At 64.3% G+C, this 16,666-nt stretch carries 14 protein-coding genes and 1 pseudogene; 4 read left to right on the top strand and 11 right to left on the bottom strand.

Features of this window, described 5'->3' with window-relative positions; all coding sequences use genetic code 11:
* The 5 genes from BIS11_RS01185 to ppa form a co-directional block, all read right to left on the bottom strand.
* Window positions 1-529, bottom strand: a 529-nt coding sequence (locus tag BIS11_RS01185; protein WP_253585671.1) for a 50S ribosomal protein L11 methyltransferase, incomplete at its 3' end; no start/stop codon positions are given.
* A gap of 77 nt (window positions 530-606) precedes the next feature.
* Window positions 607-1,947, bottom strand: coding sequence for an acetyl-CoA carboxylase biotin carboxylase subunit (gene accC / locus BIS11_RS01190; RefSeq protein ID WP_253419701.1), 1,341 nt, complete (start codon window positions 1,945-1,947; stop codon window positions 607-609).
* A gap of 31 nt (window positions 1,948-1,978) precedes the next feature.
* Complete coding sequence (gene accB / locus BIS11_RS01195) at window positions 1,979-2,452, bottom strand: acetyl-CoA carboxylase biotin carboxyl carrier protein (RefSeq protein ID WP_253419752.1); 474 nt, start codon at window positions 2,450-2,452, stop codon at window positions 1,979-1,981.
* A gap of 237 nt (window positions 2,453-2,689) precedes the next feature.
* Complete coding sequence (gene dsbD, locus BIS11_RS01200; RefSeq protein ID WP_253419703.1) at window positions 2,690-4,543, bottom strand: protein-disulfide reductase DsbD; 1,854 nt, start codon at window positions 4,541-4,543, stop codon at window positions 2,690-2,692.
* 142 nt (window positions 4,544-4,685) lie between these two features.
* On the bottom strand, window positions 4,686-5,216 hold the full coding sequence (ppa, locus tag BIS11_RS01205; protein ID WP_253419705.1) for an inorganic diphosphatase: 531 nt from the start codon (window positions 5,214-5,216) through the stop codon (window positions 4,686-4,688).
* A 267-nt stretch (window positions 5,217-5,483) separates the two neighbouring features.
* Between ppa and BIS11_RS01210 the strand changes: the two genes are divergently transcribed.
* Window positions 5,484-7,199, top strand: a complete 1,716-nt coding sequence (locus tag BIS11_RS01210) for a bifunctional protein-serine/threonine kinase/phosphatase (RefSeq protein ID WP_253419707.1) — start codon at window positions 5,484-5,486, stop codon at window positions 7,197-7,199.
* 69 nt (window positions 7,200-7,268) lie between these two features.
* On the opposite strand, the gene BIS11_RS01215 is transcribed toward BIS11_RS01210, so the two are convergent.
* Together BIS11_RS01215 and rnt are read right to left on the bottom strand one after the other, a co-directional pair.
* Window positions 7,269-8,528 (bottom strand): 6-phosphofructokinase, encoded by a 1,260-nt coding sequence (locus BIS11_RS01215; RefSeq protein ID WP_253419709.1) that lies wholly within the window; start codon window positions 8,526-8,528, stop codon window positions 7,269-7,271.
* A 115-nt stretch (window positions 8,529-8,643) separates the two neighbouring features.
* A complete protein-coding gene (gene rnt, locus BIS11_RS01220; RefSeq protein ID WP_253419711.1) occupies window positions 8,644-9,312 on the bottom strand; it encodes a ribonuclease T in 669 nt (222 codons plus the stop codon).
* 204 nt (window positions 9,313-9,516) lie between these two features.
* Here rnt and BIS11_RS01225 point away from each other — a divergent pair, with 204 nt between their 5' ends.
* Together BIS11_RS01225 and BIS11_RS01230 are read left to right on the top strand one after the other, a co-directional pair.
* Entirely contained in the window at window positions 9,517-10,737 is a 1,221-nt protein-coding gene (locus BIS11_RS01225) for an argininosuccinate synthase (RefSeq protein ID WP_253419713.1), read from the top strand.
* A gap of 69 nt (window positions 10,738-10,806) precedes the next feature.
* Window positions 10,807-11,127: an HlyU family transcriptional regulator gene (locus tag BIS11_RS01230; RefSeq protein ID WP_253419716.1), complete on the top strand. Its 321-nt coding sequence runs from the start codon at window positions 10,807-10,809 to the stop codon at window positions 11,125-11,127.
* 13 nt (window positions 11,128-11,140) lie between these two features.
* Here BIS11_RS01230 and BIS11_RS01235 read toward each other — a convergent pair whose 3' ends face one another.
* A complete protein-coding gene (locus BIS11_RS01235; RefSeq protein WP_253419719.1) occupies window positions 11,141-12,346 on the bottom strand; it encodes an EAL and HDOD domain-containing protein in 1,206 nt (401 codons plus the stop codon).
* Between the two features lie 168 nt (window positions 12,347-12,514).
* Window positions 12,515-14,452 (bottom strand): exonuclease domain-containing protein, encoded by a 1,938-nt coding sequence (locus BIS11_RS01240; protein WP_253419722.1) that lies wholly within the window; start codon window positions 14,450-14,452, stop codon window positions 12,515-12,517.
* 212 nt (window positions 14,453-14,664) lie between these two features.
* Here BIS11_RS01240 and BIS11_RS01245 point away from each other — a divergent pair, with 212 nt between their 5' ends.
* On the top strand, window positions 14,665-15,732 hold the full coding sequence (locus BIS11_RS01245) for a DUF3524 domain-containing protein (protein ID WP_253419725.1): 1,068 nt from the start codon (window positions 14,665-14,667) through the stop codon (window positions 15,730-15,732).
* Here the strand turns inward: BIS11_RS01245 and nth are convergent.
* Together nth and BIS11_RS01255 are read right to left on the bottom strand one after the other, a co-directional pair.
* Entirely contained in the window at window positions 15,710-16,345 is a 636-nt protein-coding gene (gene nth, locus BIS11_RS01250) for an endonuclease III (protein ID WP_253419728.1), read from the bottom strand. The two genes, BIS11_RS01245 and nth, sit on opposite strands and share 23 nt — an antisense overlap.
* Window positions 16,342-16,666, bottom strand: a pseudogene (locus BIS11_RS01255) (electron transporter RnfB); the annotation flags it as partial. The gene nth and the pseudogene BIS11_RS01255, both read right to left, overlap by 4 nt.

Below are 16,666 nucleotides of genomic sequence, written 5' to 3' on the forward strand. Positions count from 1 at the left end.
AGCCACAGCCGACGTCCAGCACCGTCTGCCCATCGAGCTCGCCATCGACGGCCAGGCCGTCGAGCCACTCGAGGCACAGCGCGGTGGTGGCGTGGGTGCCGGTGCCGAAGGCAAGTCCCGGGTCGAGAATGAGGTTGACCGCGTCCGCTTCCGGCGGCTCGATCCAGCTGGGCACGATCCACAGCCGCTGGCCCATCTTGAGCGGGGCGAAGTCGTCCATCCATTCGCGTTCCCAGTCGCGATCGGCGAGCAGCTCGTACTCGATGGTGGGGCAGGGCTCGCCGGGAACCTGTTCCGCCCAGGCGGCCTCGATGCGCGACAGCATCGCATCGATACCTTCGAGGTCGTCATAGAGCCCGGTGAGGATGGTCTCCTGCCAGAGCGGGGTGGTGCCACGGTCGGGCTCGAACACCGGATCGTCCTCGGCGTCCTGCAGGCCGATGGCGGTGGCGCCTTCTTCGAGCAGAAGCTCTTCGAGCGGTTCCGCCTGTTCCGGCGCGACGTGGGCGCGAAGCTGTAGCCAGGGCATGGCACTCTCCGAAAATGAGGGTGAAAACGCCGACGGGGTGGCCAGGCCACCCCGTCGAGGTCGTGATCGTGAAAGAATCAGCTGGCGAGCTTCTTCTCGAGGTAGTGGATGTTGACACCACCCTGGCGGAAGTAGCTGTCGCGTACCAGATCCTTCTGCAGATCGATGTTGGTCTTGATGCCTTCGACCAGCAGCTCGTCGAGCGCATTGCGCATGCGCGTCAACGCGATGTCGCGGCTGGCACCCCAGGTGATCAACTTGCCGATCAGCGAGTCGTAGTGCGGCGGTACGCTGTAACCGGTGTACATGTGCGAATCCATGCGCACGCCAAGACCTCCGGGGGCGTGGAACAGCGTGACCTTGCCAGGCGAGGGCATGAAGGTGCGCGCGTCCTCGGCGTTGATGCGGCACTCGAAGGCGTGACCGTCGAGCTTGACGTCTTCCTGGCGGATCGACAGCGGAAGCCCGGCGGCGATGCGCAGCTGCTCCTTGACGATGTCAACGCCGGTGACCATTTCGGTGACCGGGTGCTCGACCTGCACGCGGGTGTTCATCTCGATGAAGAAGAACTCGCCGTCCTCGTAGAGGAACTCGAAGGTGCCGGCGCCGCGGTAGTTGATCTCGATGCACGCCTCGCGGCAGGCTTCGAGCACCTTGGCACGGGCCTCGGGGTCGAGTCCCGGCGCCGGCGCTTCTTCCAGGACCTTCTGGTGACGACGCTGCAGCGAGCAGTCGCGATCATAGAGGTGGATGGCGTTGCCCTGGCCATCGGCCAGCACCTGGACTTCCACGTGGCGCGGCTTCTCGAGGAACTTCTCCATGTACACGGTGCCATCGCCGAAGGCGGCGTGGGCTTCGGTGCGGGTCACGGTGATCGCCGACAGCAGATGCCCTTCGGTGTGCACCACGCGCATGCCGCGACCGCCGCCGCCGGCAGCGGCCTTGATGATCACCGGGTAGCCGATGCGTTGGGCGGTGGCGAGGTTGGTGGCATCGTCGTCGCCCAGCGGGCCGTCGGAGCCGGGAACGGTCGGCACGCCCGCCGCTTTCATCGCCTCGATCGCGCTGACCTTGTCGCCCATCAGGCGAATGGTCTCGGCGCGCGGGCCGATGAAGGTGAAGCCCGAGCGCTCGACCTGTTCGGCGAAGTTGGCATTCTCGGACAGGAAGCCGTAGCCGGGGTGTATGGCGCTCGAATCGGTGACTTCCGCGGCGCTGATCAGCGCGGGAATGTTGAGGTAGGACTGGGCCGACGGTGCCGGCCCGATGCAGACCGCTTCGTCGGCCAGGCGCACGTGCATCAGGTCGCGGTCGGCCTTGGAGTGCACCGCGACGGTCTTGATCCCTAGCTCTTTACAGGCGCGTAGAATGCGCAGGGCAATCTCGCCGCGGTTCGCGATAAGTACCTTGTCCAGCATGGGAGAATCCACCCGTTTTGAAATGAAAGAGTTAAGCGATGACGACCATGGGCTGGTCGAACTCCACCGGCTCGCCGTCTTCCACCAGGATGGCCTCTACCACGCCGTCGCGATCGGCTTCGATCTGGTTCATCATTTTCATGGCTTCGACGATGCACACGGTATCGCCACGCTTCACGGTATCGCCCACTTCGACGAAGGACTTCGCACCCGGCGCCGGGCTGCGGTAGAAGGTGCCGACCATCGGCGAGTTCACCGCTTCACCGCGGAAGCTGGTGGTCGGTGCTTCGGCTGCTGCATCGGCGCTTGCCGCAGGAGCGGCGGCGGCCGGTGCGGGCTGTGCAGGTGCGCCGTAGCCGTAGTGCGGCATGGGCTGGGGCTGCCAGGTCGATCCATCGGGATGACGGCTGATGCGCACCGACTCCTCGCCTTCCTGAATCTCGATCTCGCTGATGTTGGATTCTTCGAGCAGCTCGATGAGTTTTTTGACCTTGCGAATATCCATGGAGTGGGCCCCGGTAATGGTGAATGGCTCAAAGGGAGTCGCATCGCGTCTGAAACGGACGTTCAAGAGCGCAGTAAACCGTGCGGTAAAATTGACAGAAAGCTGCACGTTGACGAACGTTGAGCGCTTGGCGACCGTAAAAACGTCTGTTTGCACTATGGAGGCGGAGTTTGCCGAAAAACCCACGTGTTGTCCAGTATCGGCCGCCCCTGAGCGCCGACGGTCTGTCGATGAGGGTCAAACGCCCTGTTCGCCGCGAACGTAGCGCTTGAGCGAGTCGAGGTGGGCGGCGAGCGCCTCGGCGTCCACCTCGCCCTGAATGCGCGCAGCGCGCACCTCGCGCTCGCCCTCGAAGAACAGCAGGCTCGGCGGGCCGAAAAGCTCGAAGGCCTGCAATGCCGCGCGGCTCTGCGCCGTGGTGTCGGTCACGTCGACGGCGATGAGCGTCACGTCGTCGAGCGCCTCGACAACGCGCGGGTCGGGATAAACGTCGCGCTCCATCAGCTTGCAGGAGATGCACCACTGCGCGGTGAAATGGACGAAGGCGAGCCCCCCGTCGGTGCGCGAAAGCGCCTGCTCGAGCCCCTCGAGACCGTCGACGGTCTCGAACGCCAGCGCGCGGGTCGGCTCGGCAGTAGAGGGAGTGAAGCCCTGTAGCGGCCGCAGCGGATCGCCTGCGCCCTGGGCCGCGCCGAAGACCAGCGCCACGCCCCAGGCGAGCAGCATCACGCCCAGCGTCTGGCGTGCCCGTGCGGCATTCGATGACGCCCTGGAGGTGAGCGCCCCGAGGGCCAGGGCGGCCTTGATGGCCAGCGCCGCCCAGAGCAGCAGCGCCACCGGCGGCGCGACCAGACGCTCGATCATCCAGATCGCCACGCCGAACATCAGCAGGGCAAAGGCGACCTTCACACCGTTCATCCAGGCGCCGGAGCGTGGCAGCAAGGTAGTACCGAAGGTGCCGGCGAGCAGCAGCGGCAGCCCCATGCCAAGACCCAGCGCCAGCAGTGCCGCGCCGCCGGCCAGGGCGTCGCCGGTACTCGAGATGAACACCAGCGCCCCCGCCAGGGGCGCGGTGACGCAGGGCGACACCACCAGCACCGACAAGGCGCCCGCCACGGCGAGCCCGAGCGGGCCGCTTTGCTGGGCGCGCGCCTGCCAGCGCTCGACGGTCGCGGCGAGCCGCGGCGAAAGGCGCAGGTCGAAGGCCCCCAGCATGGCGAACGCGAACAGCGTAAAGAGCACCGCGAAGCCGATCAGCACCGGCGGCGACTGGAGCCGCGCCTGCAGGTTGAGACCGGCCCCAAACAGTCCCATCAGCACGCCCACGACGGCGTAGGTTGCCGCCATGCCCAGCACGTAGCTCGACGAGAGCACGAAGGCGCGGGGGCGGCTGGGGTTCTGGCCGACGATGATCGCGGCCAGGATCGGTAGCATCGGCAGCACGCACGGGGTGAAGGTCAACCCCAGACCGGCCAGGAAGAAAAGGCCGAGCGTCAACGGCAGGCTCGCCTGGCCGATCAGCGCGCTGAACCGGCCATCCTCGCTTTGCGGCGCCGTGAAGGCCTCGGCGTTGCTTCCGCTGGAAGCGGTGGCGGCGGCGTTCGTTTCGTCTTCCCAGCCAGCGAAAGCGGCGGGCGCCGTGGTCTGTGCTGCTTCGAGGGTGATGGTTTCCGGCGGATAGCAAAGCCCTGCATCGGCGCAGCCTTGAAAGCGGAAGTCGAGACTGAGCGGGCCATCTTGCGGTGCGTCGAAGGGCGCCTCGAACACCAGCTGGTGGCGAAAGACGTAGGCATCACCGACGAACTCGTCGGTGATGTGCTCGCCTTGCGGGATGTTCAAGGCGCCGAGCTGTGCGTCTGCTCCTCGCTCGCCGCTCGGGTTCAGGTCGAGCTGATGGCGGTAGAGATAGTAGCCATCGTGGATCGTGACGCCGACGTAGACCCGCTCGCCGTCTTGCCAGGCCTGGCTCTGGAAGGCTTCATTGACGGGCAGGAAATCGGAGGATTGGCTCTGGGAGAACCACTGGGCCTGGGCAAGCAAGGGAAGCCCGAGCAGTAGCCACAGCAACATCAAGCGCTTGGTCGATAACACGGTAAATCCTTGGCGATCGTATCCTCGCCATCTTAACGCAGGCACCTTCGCTCGCGTAGCGGCTGCGGTGACGTGCCGCGCAGGCAGGCGGCTATAACGCAGGAAGGCCGCTCGCGGCGGCCTTCCTGCAGTAGATCGAATGTTACGCCTTCTGGTAGGCGGCAGCGGACTTCTCGATGGCCTTGCGCGCGGCGTCCACGCCTTCCCAGGACTCGACCTTCACCCACTTGCCTTTTTCGAGATCCTTGTAGTTCTCGAAGAAATGCGCGATCTGCTGACGCAGAAGCTCGGGCAGGTCGGTCACTTCCTGAACGTCGTCGTAGAGCGTGCTGAGTTTCGGGTGCGGCACGCACACGAGCTTGGCGTCTTCGCCGGCTTCGTCGGTCATGTTGAGGATGCCGACCGGGCGCGCGCGGATGATGCTGCCCGGCGCTACCGGGTGCGGAGTGACGACCAACGCATCGAGCGGGTCGCCGTCGTCGGCCAGGGTGTGTGGGATGAAGCCGTAGTTCGCCGGGTAGAACATCGGGGTCGCCATGAAGCGGTCAACCAGCAGGGCACCCATGTCCTTGTCGATCTCGTACTTGATGGGCGCGTGGTTGGCCGGAATCTCGATCGCAACAAAGATGTCGTTGGGCAGATCCTTACCAGCGGGGATGTTGTCGAAATTCATTTGAAGTCCTTAACTTGGCGTTTTGCGTGCGGGGTCTAAGCGGTTGATGTACTGCGTAATTGCGAGGAATTATACGAACAAGCCCGCTGGATTACCAATTCGGCGTCTTCTGCAGGCGCTTTTTTTGGCATCGCGGGGCGATGAGTGCGCTTCGCGACGCCACCGACTTTTGGCGGGGCATCGCAAGGCCGGTACAACGTGTATCATTGCACCCAACGCAAGGGCCGTCCGACACGGCCACGACCAGCCAGGGCCAAGGAGGACGAGTTGGCGCATGCACAGTTACTGATCAGCTACGGTCAGGCGTTTGTCGCCCCGGACCGGCGCAAGCATAGAAGCTCGATGTCGGTGCGCATACCGGAGTCGCCGCTGCTGTCGACCAAGGGCGCCTGCGCGGTGATCAGCGACTCCATCTCGCGCAACACCATGGCCAAGCAGGCCGGCGATCTGAGCGTGCGCGGCTTTCTGGCCGACTACTTCTCGACGCCGGAGCACTGGGACGTCAAGACGTCGGCAACCCGGGTGATGCTGGCGCTCAACAGCTGGTGCTACAGCCAGAGTCAGCACGTCAAGGAGGGGAGCTTCGTCTCCTCGATGTCTGCCATGGTGTTTCGCGGCCGCGACTCCTTCCTGTTCCACATGGGCGATACGCTGGTGTTTCGCCTGCGTGGCGCGGAGTTTGAGCAGCTCACCCGGGACCACGTCACCGATGTGGGCGGCTATCGCTACCCCTCCCGGGCGCTGGGTATGGATGGCAGCCTCGACATCGACTACACCCCCTTGCCGCTCAAGCAGGGTGACTTCTTCGTCTTCACCACCCAGGGCGTGCGCGGCACCCTGATGCCCTCGGACTATGTGCGCCTGATTCGCGCGAACGCCAGCGATCTCGACGCCGCCTGCGAGCGCCTGGCGGCGGAAGCCAAGCAGCGCGCCCAGGAGCGCGGCTACGGCGGCGACCAGTTCTGCTTCCAGATCCTGCGTATCGACGAGCTTCCCGAGGAGGCCGAAAGCGATCCGGCCCTGATCTACGGCGACCTGCCGATCCCGCCGGAGCTCTCCCCGGGCCAGCGCCTCGACGGCATGGAAGTCGAGCGGGTGCTGTCGCGCAATGCCCAGTCGAGGGTCTACAAGGTGCGCGACAGTCATACCGGCCGCACCATGGTGATGAAGGCGCCAAGCCCCGAGCTTTCGCTGAGAAACGCCTACCTGGAGCATTTCCTGCTCCAGCAGTGGGTGGTGGAACGGGTCAACTCGCCTTTCGTGATCAAGGTGATCACCCCGGCGCGGCCGCGACGCTATCTCTACTACCTGATGGAGTACGTCGAGAGCGAGACCCTCAAGCAGTGGGCCGACCGCCATCCCCAGGCGAGCCTCAAGCAGCGCCTGGACATCGCCAATCAGCTCGGCAAGGCGGTCCAGGCACTTCATCACCGCGACATCATCCACCAACTGGTCACGCCGGACAACGTGTTGATCGACCAGCACGGCCAGGTGGTGCTGGCGGACTTCAGCGCCTGCCACATGCGCGACATGGAGGGGCACAAAAACTCCGGCGAGCTGCTGCGCCAGGTAGGGTTCACCGAGCATACGGCCCCCGAATATGCCCTTGGCGATCGCATCGGGCGGCGCAGCGACCAGTATTCGCTGGCGTCCACGGTCTACTGGCTGCTCACCGGGGCGTTGCCCTACAGCCTGACGCCGGATCGCCTGCGCAGCCACACCGACCTCGAGTCGCTGACCTACAAGAGCGCGCGCAGCGTCAACCCCGAGATCACCCCGGCACTCGACGACGCCTTGCGCCGGGCACTGGACCCGCAGCGGGCGCTGCGCTTTCGGCGCATGTCGGAGCTTCTGCACGCCTTTCGCGTGCCCCTGGGGCGGGCACCGGCGCCGGAAGAGCCGCGCCGCGAGCCTCGGCGCTTCTGGCAAGGGGTGGCGGGAATCCTGCTCCTGCTGCTCGTGCTCTCCTGGCTCCTGCGCTAGGCCGCAACAAAAAACGGGGCGATGTCATCGCCCCGTCTTCCGTTCAAGCAGCGCCGCGTCGGCGTTTGCCTACAGCGAGAATGCCGGCAGCTTCTTCTCCACCTTGGCGAGCGTGAGCTTGGCGACCTTGGGCAGGCCGTTCTCGAAGGGCGGAAAATCCTCGCCTTGGATGAGCGGCGAGAGGTAGTCGCGGCACGCCTGGGTGATCGCCAGGCCATCCTCGGAGATGAACTCGCGGGGCATGAACTTCTCCTGGTTGGCGATCTGCGAAAGCGGCGCCGAGATCACGTCCCACTGGTAGGGCGCCTGGCTTACGCGGCGAATCGCCGGCATCATCGAGTTCTTGCCCGCCAGCGCCAGGCTGACCGCCTCGCGTCCCACGGCGTAGGCCTGCTCGACGTCGGTCTTGGAGGCCAGGTGGCGAGCGGCGCGCTGCAGGTAATCCGCCACCGCCCAGTGGTACTTGTAGCCCAGGTCCTGCTTGACCATGCCGGCGAGCGTCGGCGCCACGCCGCCGAGCTGGCGGTGGCCGAAGGCGTCGGTATTGCCGGCGTCGGCCAGGAAGGTACCGTCCTCGTAGCGCGCCCCTTCGGAAACCACGATCACGCAGTAGCCGTACTTCTTGACGCTCTCGTCGACCCGCGCCATCACCGCGCGACGATCGAACGCCACTTCCGGGAAGATGATCAGATGCGGCGGCTCGCCTTCGCCTTCACCGGCAAGGCCACCGGCGGCGGCGATCCAGCCGGCGTGACGGCCCATCACTTCGAGCACGAATACCTTGGTGGAGGTGGCGCACATCGAGGCGATATCGAGCGACGCCTCGCGGGTGGAGGTGGCGATGTACTTGGCCACGCTGCCGAAGCCCGGGCTGTTGTCGGTGATCGGGAGGTCGTTGTCCACGGTCTTGGGCACGTGGATGGCGGTCAGCGGGTAGCCGAGCTTCTCGGAGAGCTGCGATACCTTCAGGCAGGTGTCGGCGCTGTCGCCGCCGCCGTTATAGAAGAAGTAGCGGATGTCATGAGCCTTGAACACCTCGATCAGGCGCGCGTACTGGGCGCGGTGGGTCTCGATGTCCTTGAGCTTGTAGCGGCACGACCCAAACGCGCCACCCGGCGTGTGTCTGAGCGCAGCGATCGCTTCGTCGCTCTCCTGGGTGACGTCGATCAGGTCTTCGGTCAGCGCGCCGATGATGCCGTTGTGGCCGGCGTACACCTTGCCGATCTGGTCGGGTGCCTGACGGCAGGCTTCGATAACGCCGCAGGCGCTTGCGTTGATGACGGCGGTGACGCCACCGGACTGGGCGTAGAAGGCGTTATGCTGGGCCATGGAAACGTCTTGACTCCTGATTCGATTGGTTGGAGCGCCGCACAGCGAGGGTCGCTTCAGCGGACGCCATAAATGGCGCGAAGTTTAGCCTAAAGGCGCGCCGGGCACCACGGGGTCACTCCGGCGCGTCGAGCTCCTGCTCCTGCTGGGCCAGCCGCCAGCCGCCCAGGTCCTTGTAGCGGTTGACCATGGCGCAGAAGAGCTCCGCGGTACGTTCGGTGTCGTAGCGTGCCGAGTGCGCGGCCTTGTTGTCGAACTCGATGCCCGCCGCCCGGCAGGCGCGAGCCAGCACGGTCTGGCCGTAGACGAAGCCGGCGAGCGTGGCGGTATCGAAGCTCGAGAACGGATGAAAGGGGCTGCGCTTGACGTTGCAGCGGTTGGAGGCGGCGTTGAGAAAGCCGTGATCAAAAGCCGCGTTATGGCCGACCAGGATCGCCCGCGAGCAGTTGTGGGCCTTGACCGACTTGCGGATCGGGCGAAAGATCTCGGCAAGCGCATCGGCCTCGGACAAGGCCACCTGCTTGCGCAGCGGGTCGTCCAGATTGATGCCGGTGAAGTCCAGCGCCGACTGCTCGACGTTCGCGCCTTCGAAAGGCGTGACGTGGAAGGCGTAGGTCTCGTCGGGCAGCAGGTTGCCGTCGGAATCCATCGTCAGCGTCACGGCGGCGATCTCGAGAAGCGCATCGCGCTGGGCATCGAACCCTCCCGTTTCCAGATCGATGACGACCGGTAGATAACTGCGAAATCGCTGGGCCATCATTTCACGGGCTATTGCCTCGCTCATGCAGCTCTCCTTGGTAAAGCGAGTAGTCGGTAAGGTAAGCGTAACGGCAAGCCACCGCTAACAGTCGCGTGATTCTAGCAGCTTTGCGCGGGCTTCGCCCTCGACGGTGTTCGCCGGACAGCGAGGGCGCTATACTCGTGCGGTAATTCATGCGTTGACGCCGGCAGCCCGCCTGCAGGCGTCGTTGACCTAGAGGAGTGAAGAATGTCCGATGTCAAGAAGGTTGTGCTGGCCTATTCCGGTGGCCTGGACACATCCGTGATCGTCAAATGGCTGCAAGAGACCTACCAGTGTGAAGTCGTGACCTTCACAGCCGACATCGGCCAAGGGGAAGAAGTCGAGCCCGCCCGCGCCAAGGCGCAGGCCCTCGGCGTGAAGGAGATCTACATCGAAGATCTTCGCGAGGAGTTCGTGCGCGACTACGTCTACCCGATGTTCCGTGCCAACACCATCTACGAAGGCGAGTACCTGCTGGGTACCTCCATCGCGCGTCCTTTGATCGCCAAGCGCCTGATCGAGATCGCCAACGAGACCGGCGCAGACGCCATCTCCCACGGCGCTACCGGCAAGGGCAACGACCAGGTGCGCTTCGAGCTCGGCGGCTACGCGCTCAAGCCCGGCGTCAAGGTCATCGCCCCCTGGCGCGAGTGGGACCTGACCTCCCGCGAGAAGCTGATGGCCTACTGCGAAGAGCACAGCATTCCCGTCGACTTCGCCAACAAGAAGAAGAAATCGCCGTACTCCATGGATGCCAACCTGCTGCACATCTCCTACGAGGGCGGCATTCTGGAAGATCCCTGGGCGGAAGCCGAAGAGGACATGTGGCGCTGGAGCGTTTCGCCGGAAGCCGCGCCCGAGACGCCGACCTATGTCGAGCTGACCTTCGAGAAGGGTGACATCGTCGCCATCGATGGCGAAGCGCTCAAGCCCCACGAGGTGCTCGAGAAGCTCAACAAGCTCGGCGGCGACAACGGCATCGGCCGTCTCGACATCGTCGAGAACCGCTACGTGGGCATGAAGTCCCGTGGCTGTTACGAAACCCCCGGCGGCACCATCATGCTGCGCGCCCACCGCGCCATCGAGTCGCTGACTCTCGATCGTGAAGAGGCGCACCTGAAAGACCAGCTGATGCCCAAGTACGCCGAAGTGATCTACAACGGCTACTGGTGGAGTCCGGAGCGGCGCATGCTGCAGGCCGCCATCGACGAGACCCAGGGCAACGTGTCGGGTGTCGTGCGCATGAAGCTCTACAAGGGCAATGCCACCGTGGTGGGCCGCAAGTCCGAGCAGTCGCTGTTCGACGAATCGATCGCCACCTTCGAGGACGACGCCGGCGCCTACGACCAGAAGGATGCCGAGGGCTTCATCAAGCTCAACGCGCTGCGCCTGCGCATCGCGGCAGGCAAGGGTCGCAAGCAAAGCTGATCCCGAGCGGCCAGCGTGGCTGGCCGCTTTTTTTTGCGCTCGCTCGTAACACGATGTCAGGAAATGGCCATGTTCAAGAAACTGTTTTCAGGCCTGATGGGCGGTGGCGATAAGCCGTCCACCGGCACAAGGCCTGCCGAGCCCGTGCACTACCAGGATTACACGATCGTCTCGCAACCGGATTCGCAAGGCGGCCAGTTCCGGGTGAGCGGCACGATCACCAAGGAAGGCGCCGATGGGCGCACTCGGGAGCACCGCTTCGAGCGCTCGGACATGCTGCCCGGGCGCGAGGCCTGCGACGAGATGATGGTGGCCAAGGCCAAGCGTTATATCGATGAGGTAGGCGAGGCAATGTTCGAGGCAGATCCCCGCGAGGCGTCAACACCCTAGGGCCGACCGACGTCTAGGGGTGCGTCTTGTTCATCCAGCGCTGCGCCTCGATCTCGGCCTCTTCCAGCAGCGTATCGGGCAGCGTGCCGACAGGCTCGCCAAGCTCGGCGGACTCCACGTCACTCAACAGGGCGCCCAGTCTCCCTGCGCGTTGAGTCAAGGCCTTGGCCTGATCCAAAGTCAGCGGCAGTTCCTGAATCAGCGTCTCGAGCTCCACATCCAGAATCATCGGCATGTGCGAGAAAAGCCCCAGCATGAAACCTTCCTCTTCGTCCACGCGACGCTCGGACGCCACTCGTTGGCAGGCCAGCGCTCGGGTGAGCCCCTTGATGACCTCGAGCTTGCTGGCAGGGCCGTGACTTGCCAGCAGCGTGATGGTGACCAGCATTCTGAGTTCGACCACCCCCAGGCGTTCGATCGATGTCTCGAGCGTGGCGCAAGCGCTGGCGTCGGCGTGGGTCGCGGCTCCTGCCCGTTTCAATACCGCCTCGGTCAAGTAGGTATCCTTGGCGATCAAGCGAGATAGATCGTCGACATCGATCTCGCTGCGATAGAGTTTGGTGATCAACAGCAGGTGGGTGAGACTCGAGGCGTCTCGGCGCGTGACATGAGAGCGTTGAATGCGCGGGCGCTCGTAGAAGTAGCCCTGAAAGAGTGAAAAGCCGAGCGCCTTGCAGCGGTCGAAGGCTTCGTGAGTTTCCACGCGTTCGGCGAGCAGGGTGAAACCCTGCGCTCTCAACGATTCGATCTGGGCGAGCGGCAGCTCGCGAGAGACGTCGAACTTGACGATATGGCAATGATCGAGCAGCGAGTCGTGATCCTGGTCGGTCTGAAAATCATCGAGTGCCAGGGTATAACCCATGGCCTTGAGATGGGCCATGGCGTCGCGAACCGCCGCGGTAGGGGGCGTGGACTCGAGCACTTCCAGCACGATGCGATCGGTGGGCAGGCGACACAGCTCCGAATTGAGCAGCCATTGTTCGGAAACGTTGACGAACAAGGTGCGCTGATCGCAAAGCGTCTCCAGTCCGATCTCGTAGATGGCCACCGCGCAGGCGCGCGCGGTCGCCTGCACATCGTCGTCGATGGTTGCCGTTCTCGCACGGTGATGATGACGGTAGAGCAGTTCATCGGCGACATGGTTGAGGTCGACATCGACGATGGGTTGTAGCGCGATGGTGTAACCCGGGGACGCTGGTTTCGGTACGCTCCTTGTCATCAACTCCATGGCCCCCAGGATCTCGTCATATAGTATGAGATTTAGCCTTCATGGCACTAAAAAAGTGGTTATAACGCATTAAAGTACAGAAAATGCGGAAATTTGCTCTTAACCCACGTTATCCAGTCTACAGCGATTGTTTGAAAGTTCGTAATGGAATCGGCTTTTTCAGCGGCTGCCATCGTTCTTGGCGTAAGCGCTTTTCTGTAGCTCCAGGAGCTGGGCCAGGGTGGAGACATTGCGCGTTTTCAGACGGGGAAGCAGCGCCAGCCAAAGCCTTGCGGCCAGGCGCGCATCCCCCAGCGCGGTATGTCGGTCATGGAGCGGGCATTCGAGGTCGTAACGCGTGGCCAGCGCGTCCAGGTCGTGCTCATCGAGGGCCTTGTCGAGTGCCTTCGAGATCAGGAGCGTATCGAGCACCGGGTGAGTAAGCGTCACGCTGGCGGGACGCAGAGCCAGGAGATCGAATGAGGCGTTGTGGGCCAGCAGGATCGCCTCTCCGATGAAGGCCTGAAACTGCGCGAAGACCGCCGGCAGGGAGGGAGCGTTCTCGACATCCTCATCGCGCAGGCCATGAATGGCGGTACTCGCGGCGGGGATCGGGCGGTGCGGATTCACCAGCGCCTCGAAAGTGTCGTCCACCTGCAGTCGGGCATTGACGATGCGGCAGGCCCCGAGGCTCACGATGCGGTCGTTGCCGCGCAGGTCGAGCCCGGTGGTCTCGGTATCGAAGGCGACGATCTCGAGCTGCTCGATAGGGCGCTCACCCAGCGGGGTACCGGGCGATAAGTGGTAGGCGATATCGAAGTCATGGAATTCTGGGCGCGGCGGGCGTCGCGCCGGCGGTGCCTGGCGCGGGTCCAGGTCTGGAAGCGACACGCACAGTCGGGCGCGGCCTGCGCTTGTATCCGCGTCGCTCCACAGGTCGCTTCCATGCAGGTCCAGCACGTCCTCGACGCTCGGTGCCAGGGGAAGCGATTCGAGTCGCACCGCTCGCCAACCCTGAAGCGTGGCGGCATCGACGGCGTCGCCCGTCCAGCTCAAGGCGAGCCAGCGACGTTCGCCGTCGCGCTTGAGCTCTCCTTCGAATTCGCCGCGCGGGAACTCGCCGTGCAGCCTTTTGATCAAGGCATCGAACAGCGCCACGAGCGATGGCGCATGGCCCGTGAAGCCATCCGGCGCACCGATGGGCATGATCAGCTTGTGCGCCGGGTCGAGCTGCTCGTCCAGAACGTCCCAGAAGGTATCCGACCAGATCGGGCGCCACTGCTCGCTCTGCAGCCTCAGCGAAGCCATCATGCTCCCCAGTGCCAGAGTTTCAGGCTTTGCCTCGAGGGCCTGCTGAATCTGAGTTCGCGTTTCCAGCTGGGCCTGCCAGGTGTGAGTGACGTCACGCAGCGTGATCAGCACCTCGGCAGGGTCAGCGCAGAGCCGCGTGAGATTGACTGACAGCGTGCGTTCGGCAAGCCTTGCAAGCATTTCGCGGGGAAGCGGCGCCTTGGTCGGGTCGCTATCGATCAGCGCCTGAAAGCGTGTGATCAGGGCAGGGTCGGTGAACAGGGTGTCCAGGCGCTTGCCGAGCCCGAGCGCGCTAGGGGCGGGGAAGAACGCCTCGGCCGCCGGGTTGAACAGCAGAACGCGTCGATGCTCGTCGCATACCACGATGGGTGTGTCGAGATGCTGAAGCAGCGTCTCGAGGGCCTGGCGAACGCGTCGGGCATCGAGCGCGCCCTCCTGGCGCGCCTGCTCGCGGCGGTCGTGCTCGTCCTTCAGGCGAGACGTGATATGGACGAGTTCCGGCGCCAGGCCCGCCAGCCAGCCGTCAGGTGGCGTGAACGAGGCGTCCGGGTTGGCGAGAAGCCTTGCCAACTGCGCATGCAGCGTGCGAAGTGGCCGAAACAGGTGCCGCTCCAGCAGAAAGCCCACCGCCAGCAGCGTGAGGCCGCCGGACAGCGAGCCCAGCCAGAGCGCTGCTCGTGGCGCGCCGGAGAGCAGCAGGCGACTGTCGAGCCAGGTCGCAAAAATGGCGCCGCCTACCAGGCCGAGACCGCCGAGCAGGAGCCATCCGCCCACCAGCGCCTGCCGCCTCGGTAGCCCTTCAACCATGTCGGGTGCTCACTCGGGTAGGGGGGCGCGGGCGATCAACAGCGGTGACGACCATGGGGCATTCTCCTGCGCGAAGCGAAATGTCTTCAAGCTTAATGACAGCCCATCGGGGTGCCTAGGCGACCTTAGGTGCAAATCCTTGCCGACCCGGATGGCCAGGCCTTGGTATACTCGAACTTCTTGCCAAGACGCTGGGATGACAAGGTTTTTTGATGCGGGTATTGCTACTCTCGGCTTACGAGGCGGTTAGCCACCGCTATTGGGCGGATCAGCTGACGGCGCGCCTCGATGATCTGGAGTGGACGCGGCTGAGCCTTGCCCCGCGCCACTTCGCCTGGCGCATTCGCGGCAATCCCCTGAGCTGGTGGCTCAAGGAGCACGCTACCTTGAGCCAGCCCTTCGATGTGGTGCTCGCCACCTCGATGGTCGATCTGGCCACCCTCGTCGGACTTTTCCCGCACCTCGGTCGTGCGCGCAAGATCGTCTACTTTCACGAGAATCAGTTCGCCTATCCGAGCTCGAGCGATCAAGTGCCGCCGGTAGAGGCGATGATGGTGAATCTCTATGCGGCCCTGGCCGCCGATGACATCGTCTTCAACACGGCCTACAACCGCGACTCCTTCATCGACGGCGCACGGGCATTCTTGAAGAAGATGCCGGACAACCTGGCGGCCGCCCGCCCGCTGGAAGCGCTGCGAGCACGCGCGCGCATCTTGCCGGTGCCGTTGGTCGCGCGGGAGAAAACCGCCGCCGGTATCATAGCCTCGAGACGTATCCTGTGGAACCACCGCTGGGAGTACGACAAGAATCCGGAAGACTTCTTCGCGGTACTGTTCCGGCTCAGCGAAGAAGGCGTCCCTTTTGAACTCGCCGTAGTGGGCCAGCGCTTTCGCGGTGAGCCGGCGGTGTTCGAGCAGGCACGCACCCGCCTGGATGAACACATCGTCTGCTGGGGACCACAGGAGCCCGGGGTGTATCGTCGCTTGCTGGAGGGCGGGGGTATCGTGGTCTCGACCACCTGGCACGAGTTTCAAGGCCTGGCTCTGATGGAGGCGGCCCAGTGCGGCGCACGACCGCTGGTGCCCGAGCGGCTCTGCTTTCCCGAACTCTATCCCGACGCCTACCGCTATGACGGCACGGTCGAAGGGCTTTATCAGCGGCTCGCGGCGTGGCTTCTCGAGCCTGCATGCCAGCCGCCGCCGCTGGATACCCGCGCCTGGGAGTGGCCGAACTGGGAAGATGCCTACAGGACGCTGCTCAAAGCTCCACCTTCTCCTTGAATTCGCACAGATCTTCGATGATACAGCTGCCGCAGCGCGGCTTGCGGGCGATGCAGGTGTAGCGCCCATGCAGGATCAGCCAGTGGTGGGCGTCCTGCTTGAACTCGCGCGGCACATGGCGCTCGAGCTTGCGTTCGACCTCCACCACGTCCTTACCCTTGGCAAGGCCAGTGCGGTTGGAAACCCGAAAGATATGGGTATCCACCGCAATGGTCGGCACGCCGAAGGCGGTATTGAGAATCACGTTGGCGGTCTTGCGCCCCACGCCGGGCAGCGCCTCCAGCGCCTCGCGGGTGCGCGGCACCTCGCCGTCGTGGCGCTCGACGAGAAGCTGGCAGGTCTTCATTAGGTTCTGCGCCTTGGTATTGAACAGCCCGATGGTCTTGATGTACTCCTTCAGGCCCTCGAGGCCGAGCGCGAGGATCGCCTGTGGTGTGTTGGCGACGGGGAAGAGCTTCGCCATCGCCTTGTTGACGCCGACATCGGTCGCCTGGGCGGAGAGCAGCACGGCGGTGAGAAGCTCGAAGGGCGAGCTCCAGTTGAGCTCGGTGGTCGGATGCGGGTTCTCGGCCCGCAGGCGCGAGAAGATCTCGAAGCGCTTTTGCTGATTCATTGACTCGTTTCCGATTCGAGCGCGGTTTGAGCGTCGTCGACGACCTGCTGGGCTTTCTGGAGCTGCTGCTCCACCCGGGCGATGTCGTCGGCGCCCTGCTGGCGCTTGGCATGAGCGAGCTGCTGGCGCACGTGGCGAAGCGACTGCTCGGCGGCTTTCAAGGCCAGGCGCTTCTGGTGACGTCGGGTGGCGCTGGTGTCCTCGCTGGGCGATGACCCTTGCGCTGCATTCAGGGCAAGATCGATCCTTTCGATCTCGCGGCGGTGCTGCTCGATCTGATCAGCCAGCGCCTGGCGCTCGGGGCACTCATCGAGGGCATCC

Origin of the sequence: Halomonas sp. 707D4 (assembly GCF_024158685.1) — a bacterium.
GTDB lineage: Bacteria > Pseudomonadota > Gammaproteobacteria > Pseudomonadales > Halomonadaceae > Vreelandella.

Excerpts from the sequence above, each read along its gene's own strand:
- accC (WP_253419701.1), bottom strand. The coding sequence starts at position 1,947 with ATGCTGGACAAGGTACTTATCGCGAACCGCGGCGAGATTGCCCTGCGC.
- accB (WP_253419752.1), bottom strand. The coding sequence starts at position 2,452 with ATGGATATTCGCAAGGTCAAAAAACTCATCGAGCTGCTCGAAGAATCC.
- ppa (WP_253419705.1), bottom strand. The coding sequence starts at position 5,216 with ATGAATTTCGACAACATCCCCGCTGGTAAGGATCTGCCCAACGACATC.
- BIS11_RS01215 (WP_253419709.1), bottom strand. The coding sequence starts at position 8,528 with ATGGCCCAGCATAACGCCTTCTACGCCCAGTCCGGTGGCGTCACCGCC.
- rnt (WP_253419711.1), bottom strand. The coding sequence starts at position 9,312 with ATGAGCGAGGCAATAGCCCGTGAAATGATGGCCCAGCGATTTCGCAGT.
- BIS11_RS01225 (WP_253419713.1), top strand. The coding sequence starts at position 9,517 with ATGTCCGATGTCAAGAAGGTTGTGCTGGCCTATTCCGGTGGCCTGGAC.
- BIS11_RS01230 (WP_253419716.1), top strand. The coding sequence starts at position 10,807 with ATGTTCAAGAAACTGTTTTCAGGCCTGATGGGCGGTGGCGATAAGCCG.
- BIS11_RS01235 (WP_253419719.1), bottom strand. The coding sequence starts at position 12,346 with ATGACAAGGAGCGTACCGAAACCAGCGTCCCCGGGTTACACCATCGCG.
- BIS11_RS01240 (WP_253419722.1), bottom strand. The coding sequence starts at position 14,452 with ATGGTTGAAGGGCTACCGAGGCGGCAGGCGCTGGTGGGCGGATGGCTC.
- BIS11_RS01245 (WP_253419725.1), top strand. The coding sequence starts at position 14,665 with ATGCGGGTATTGCTACTCTCGGCTTACGAGGCGGTTAGCCACCGCTAT.
- nth (WP_253419728.1), bottom strand. The coding sequence starts at position 16,345 with ATGAATCAGCAAAAGCGCTTCGAGATCTTCTCGCGCCTGCGGGCCGAG.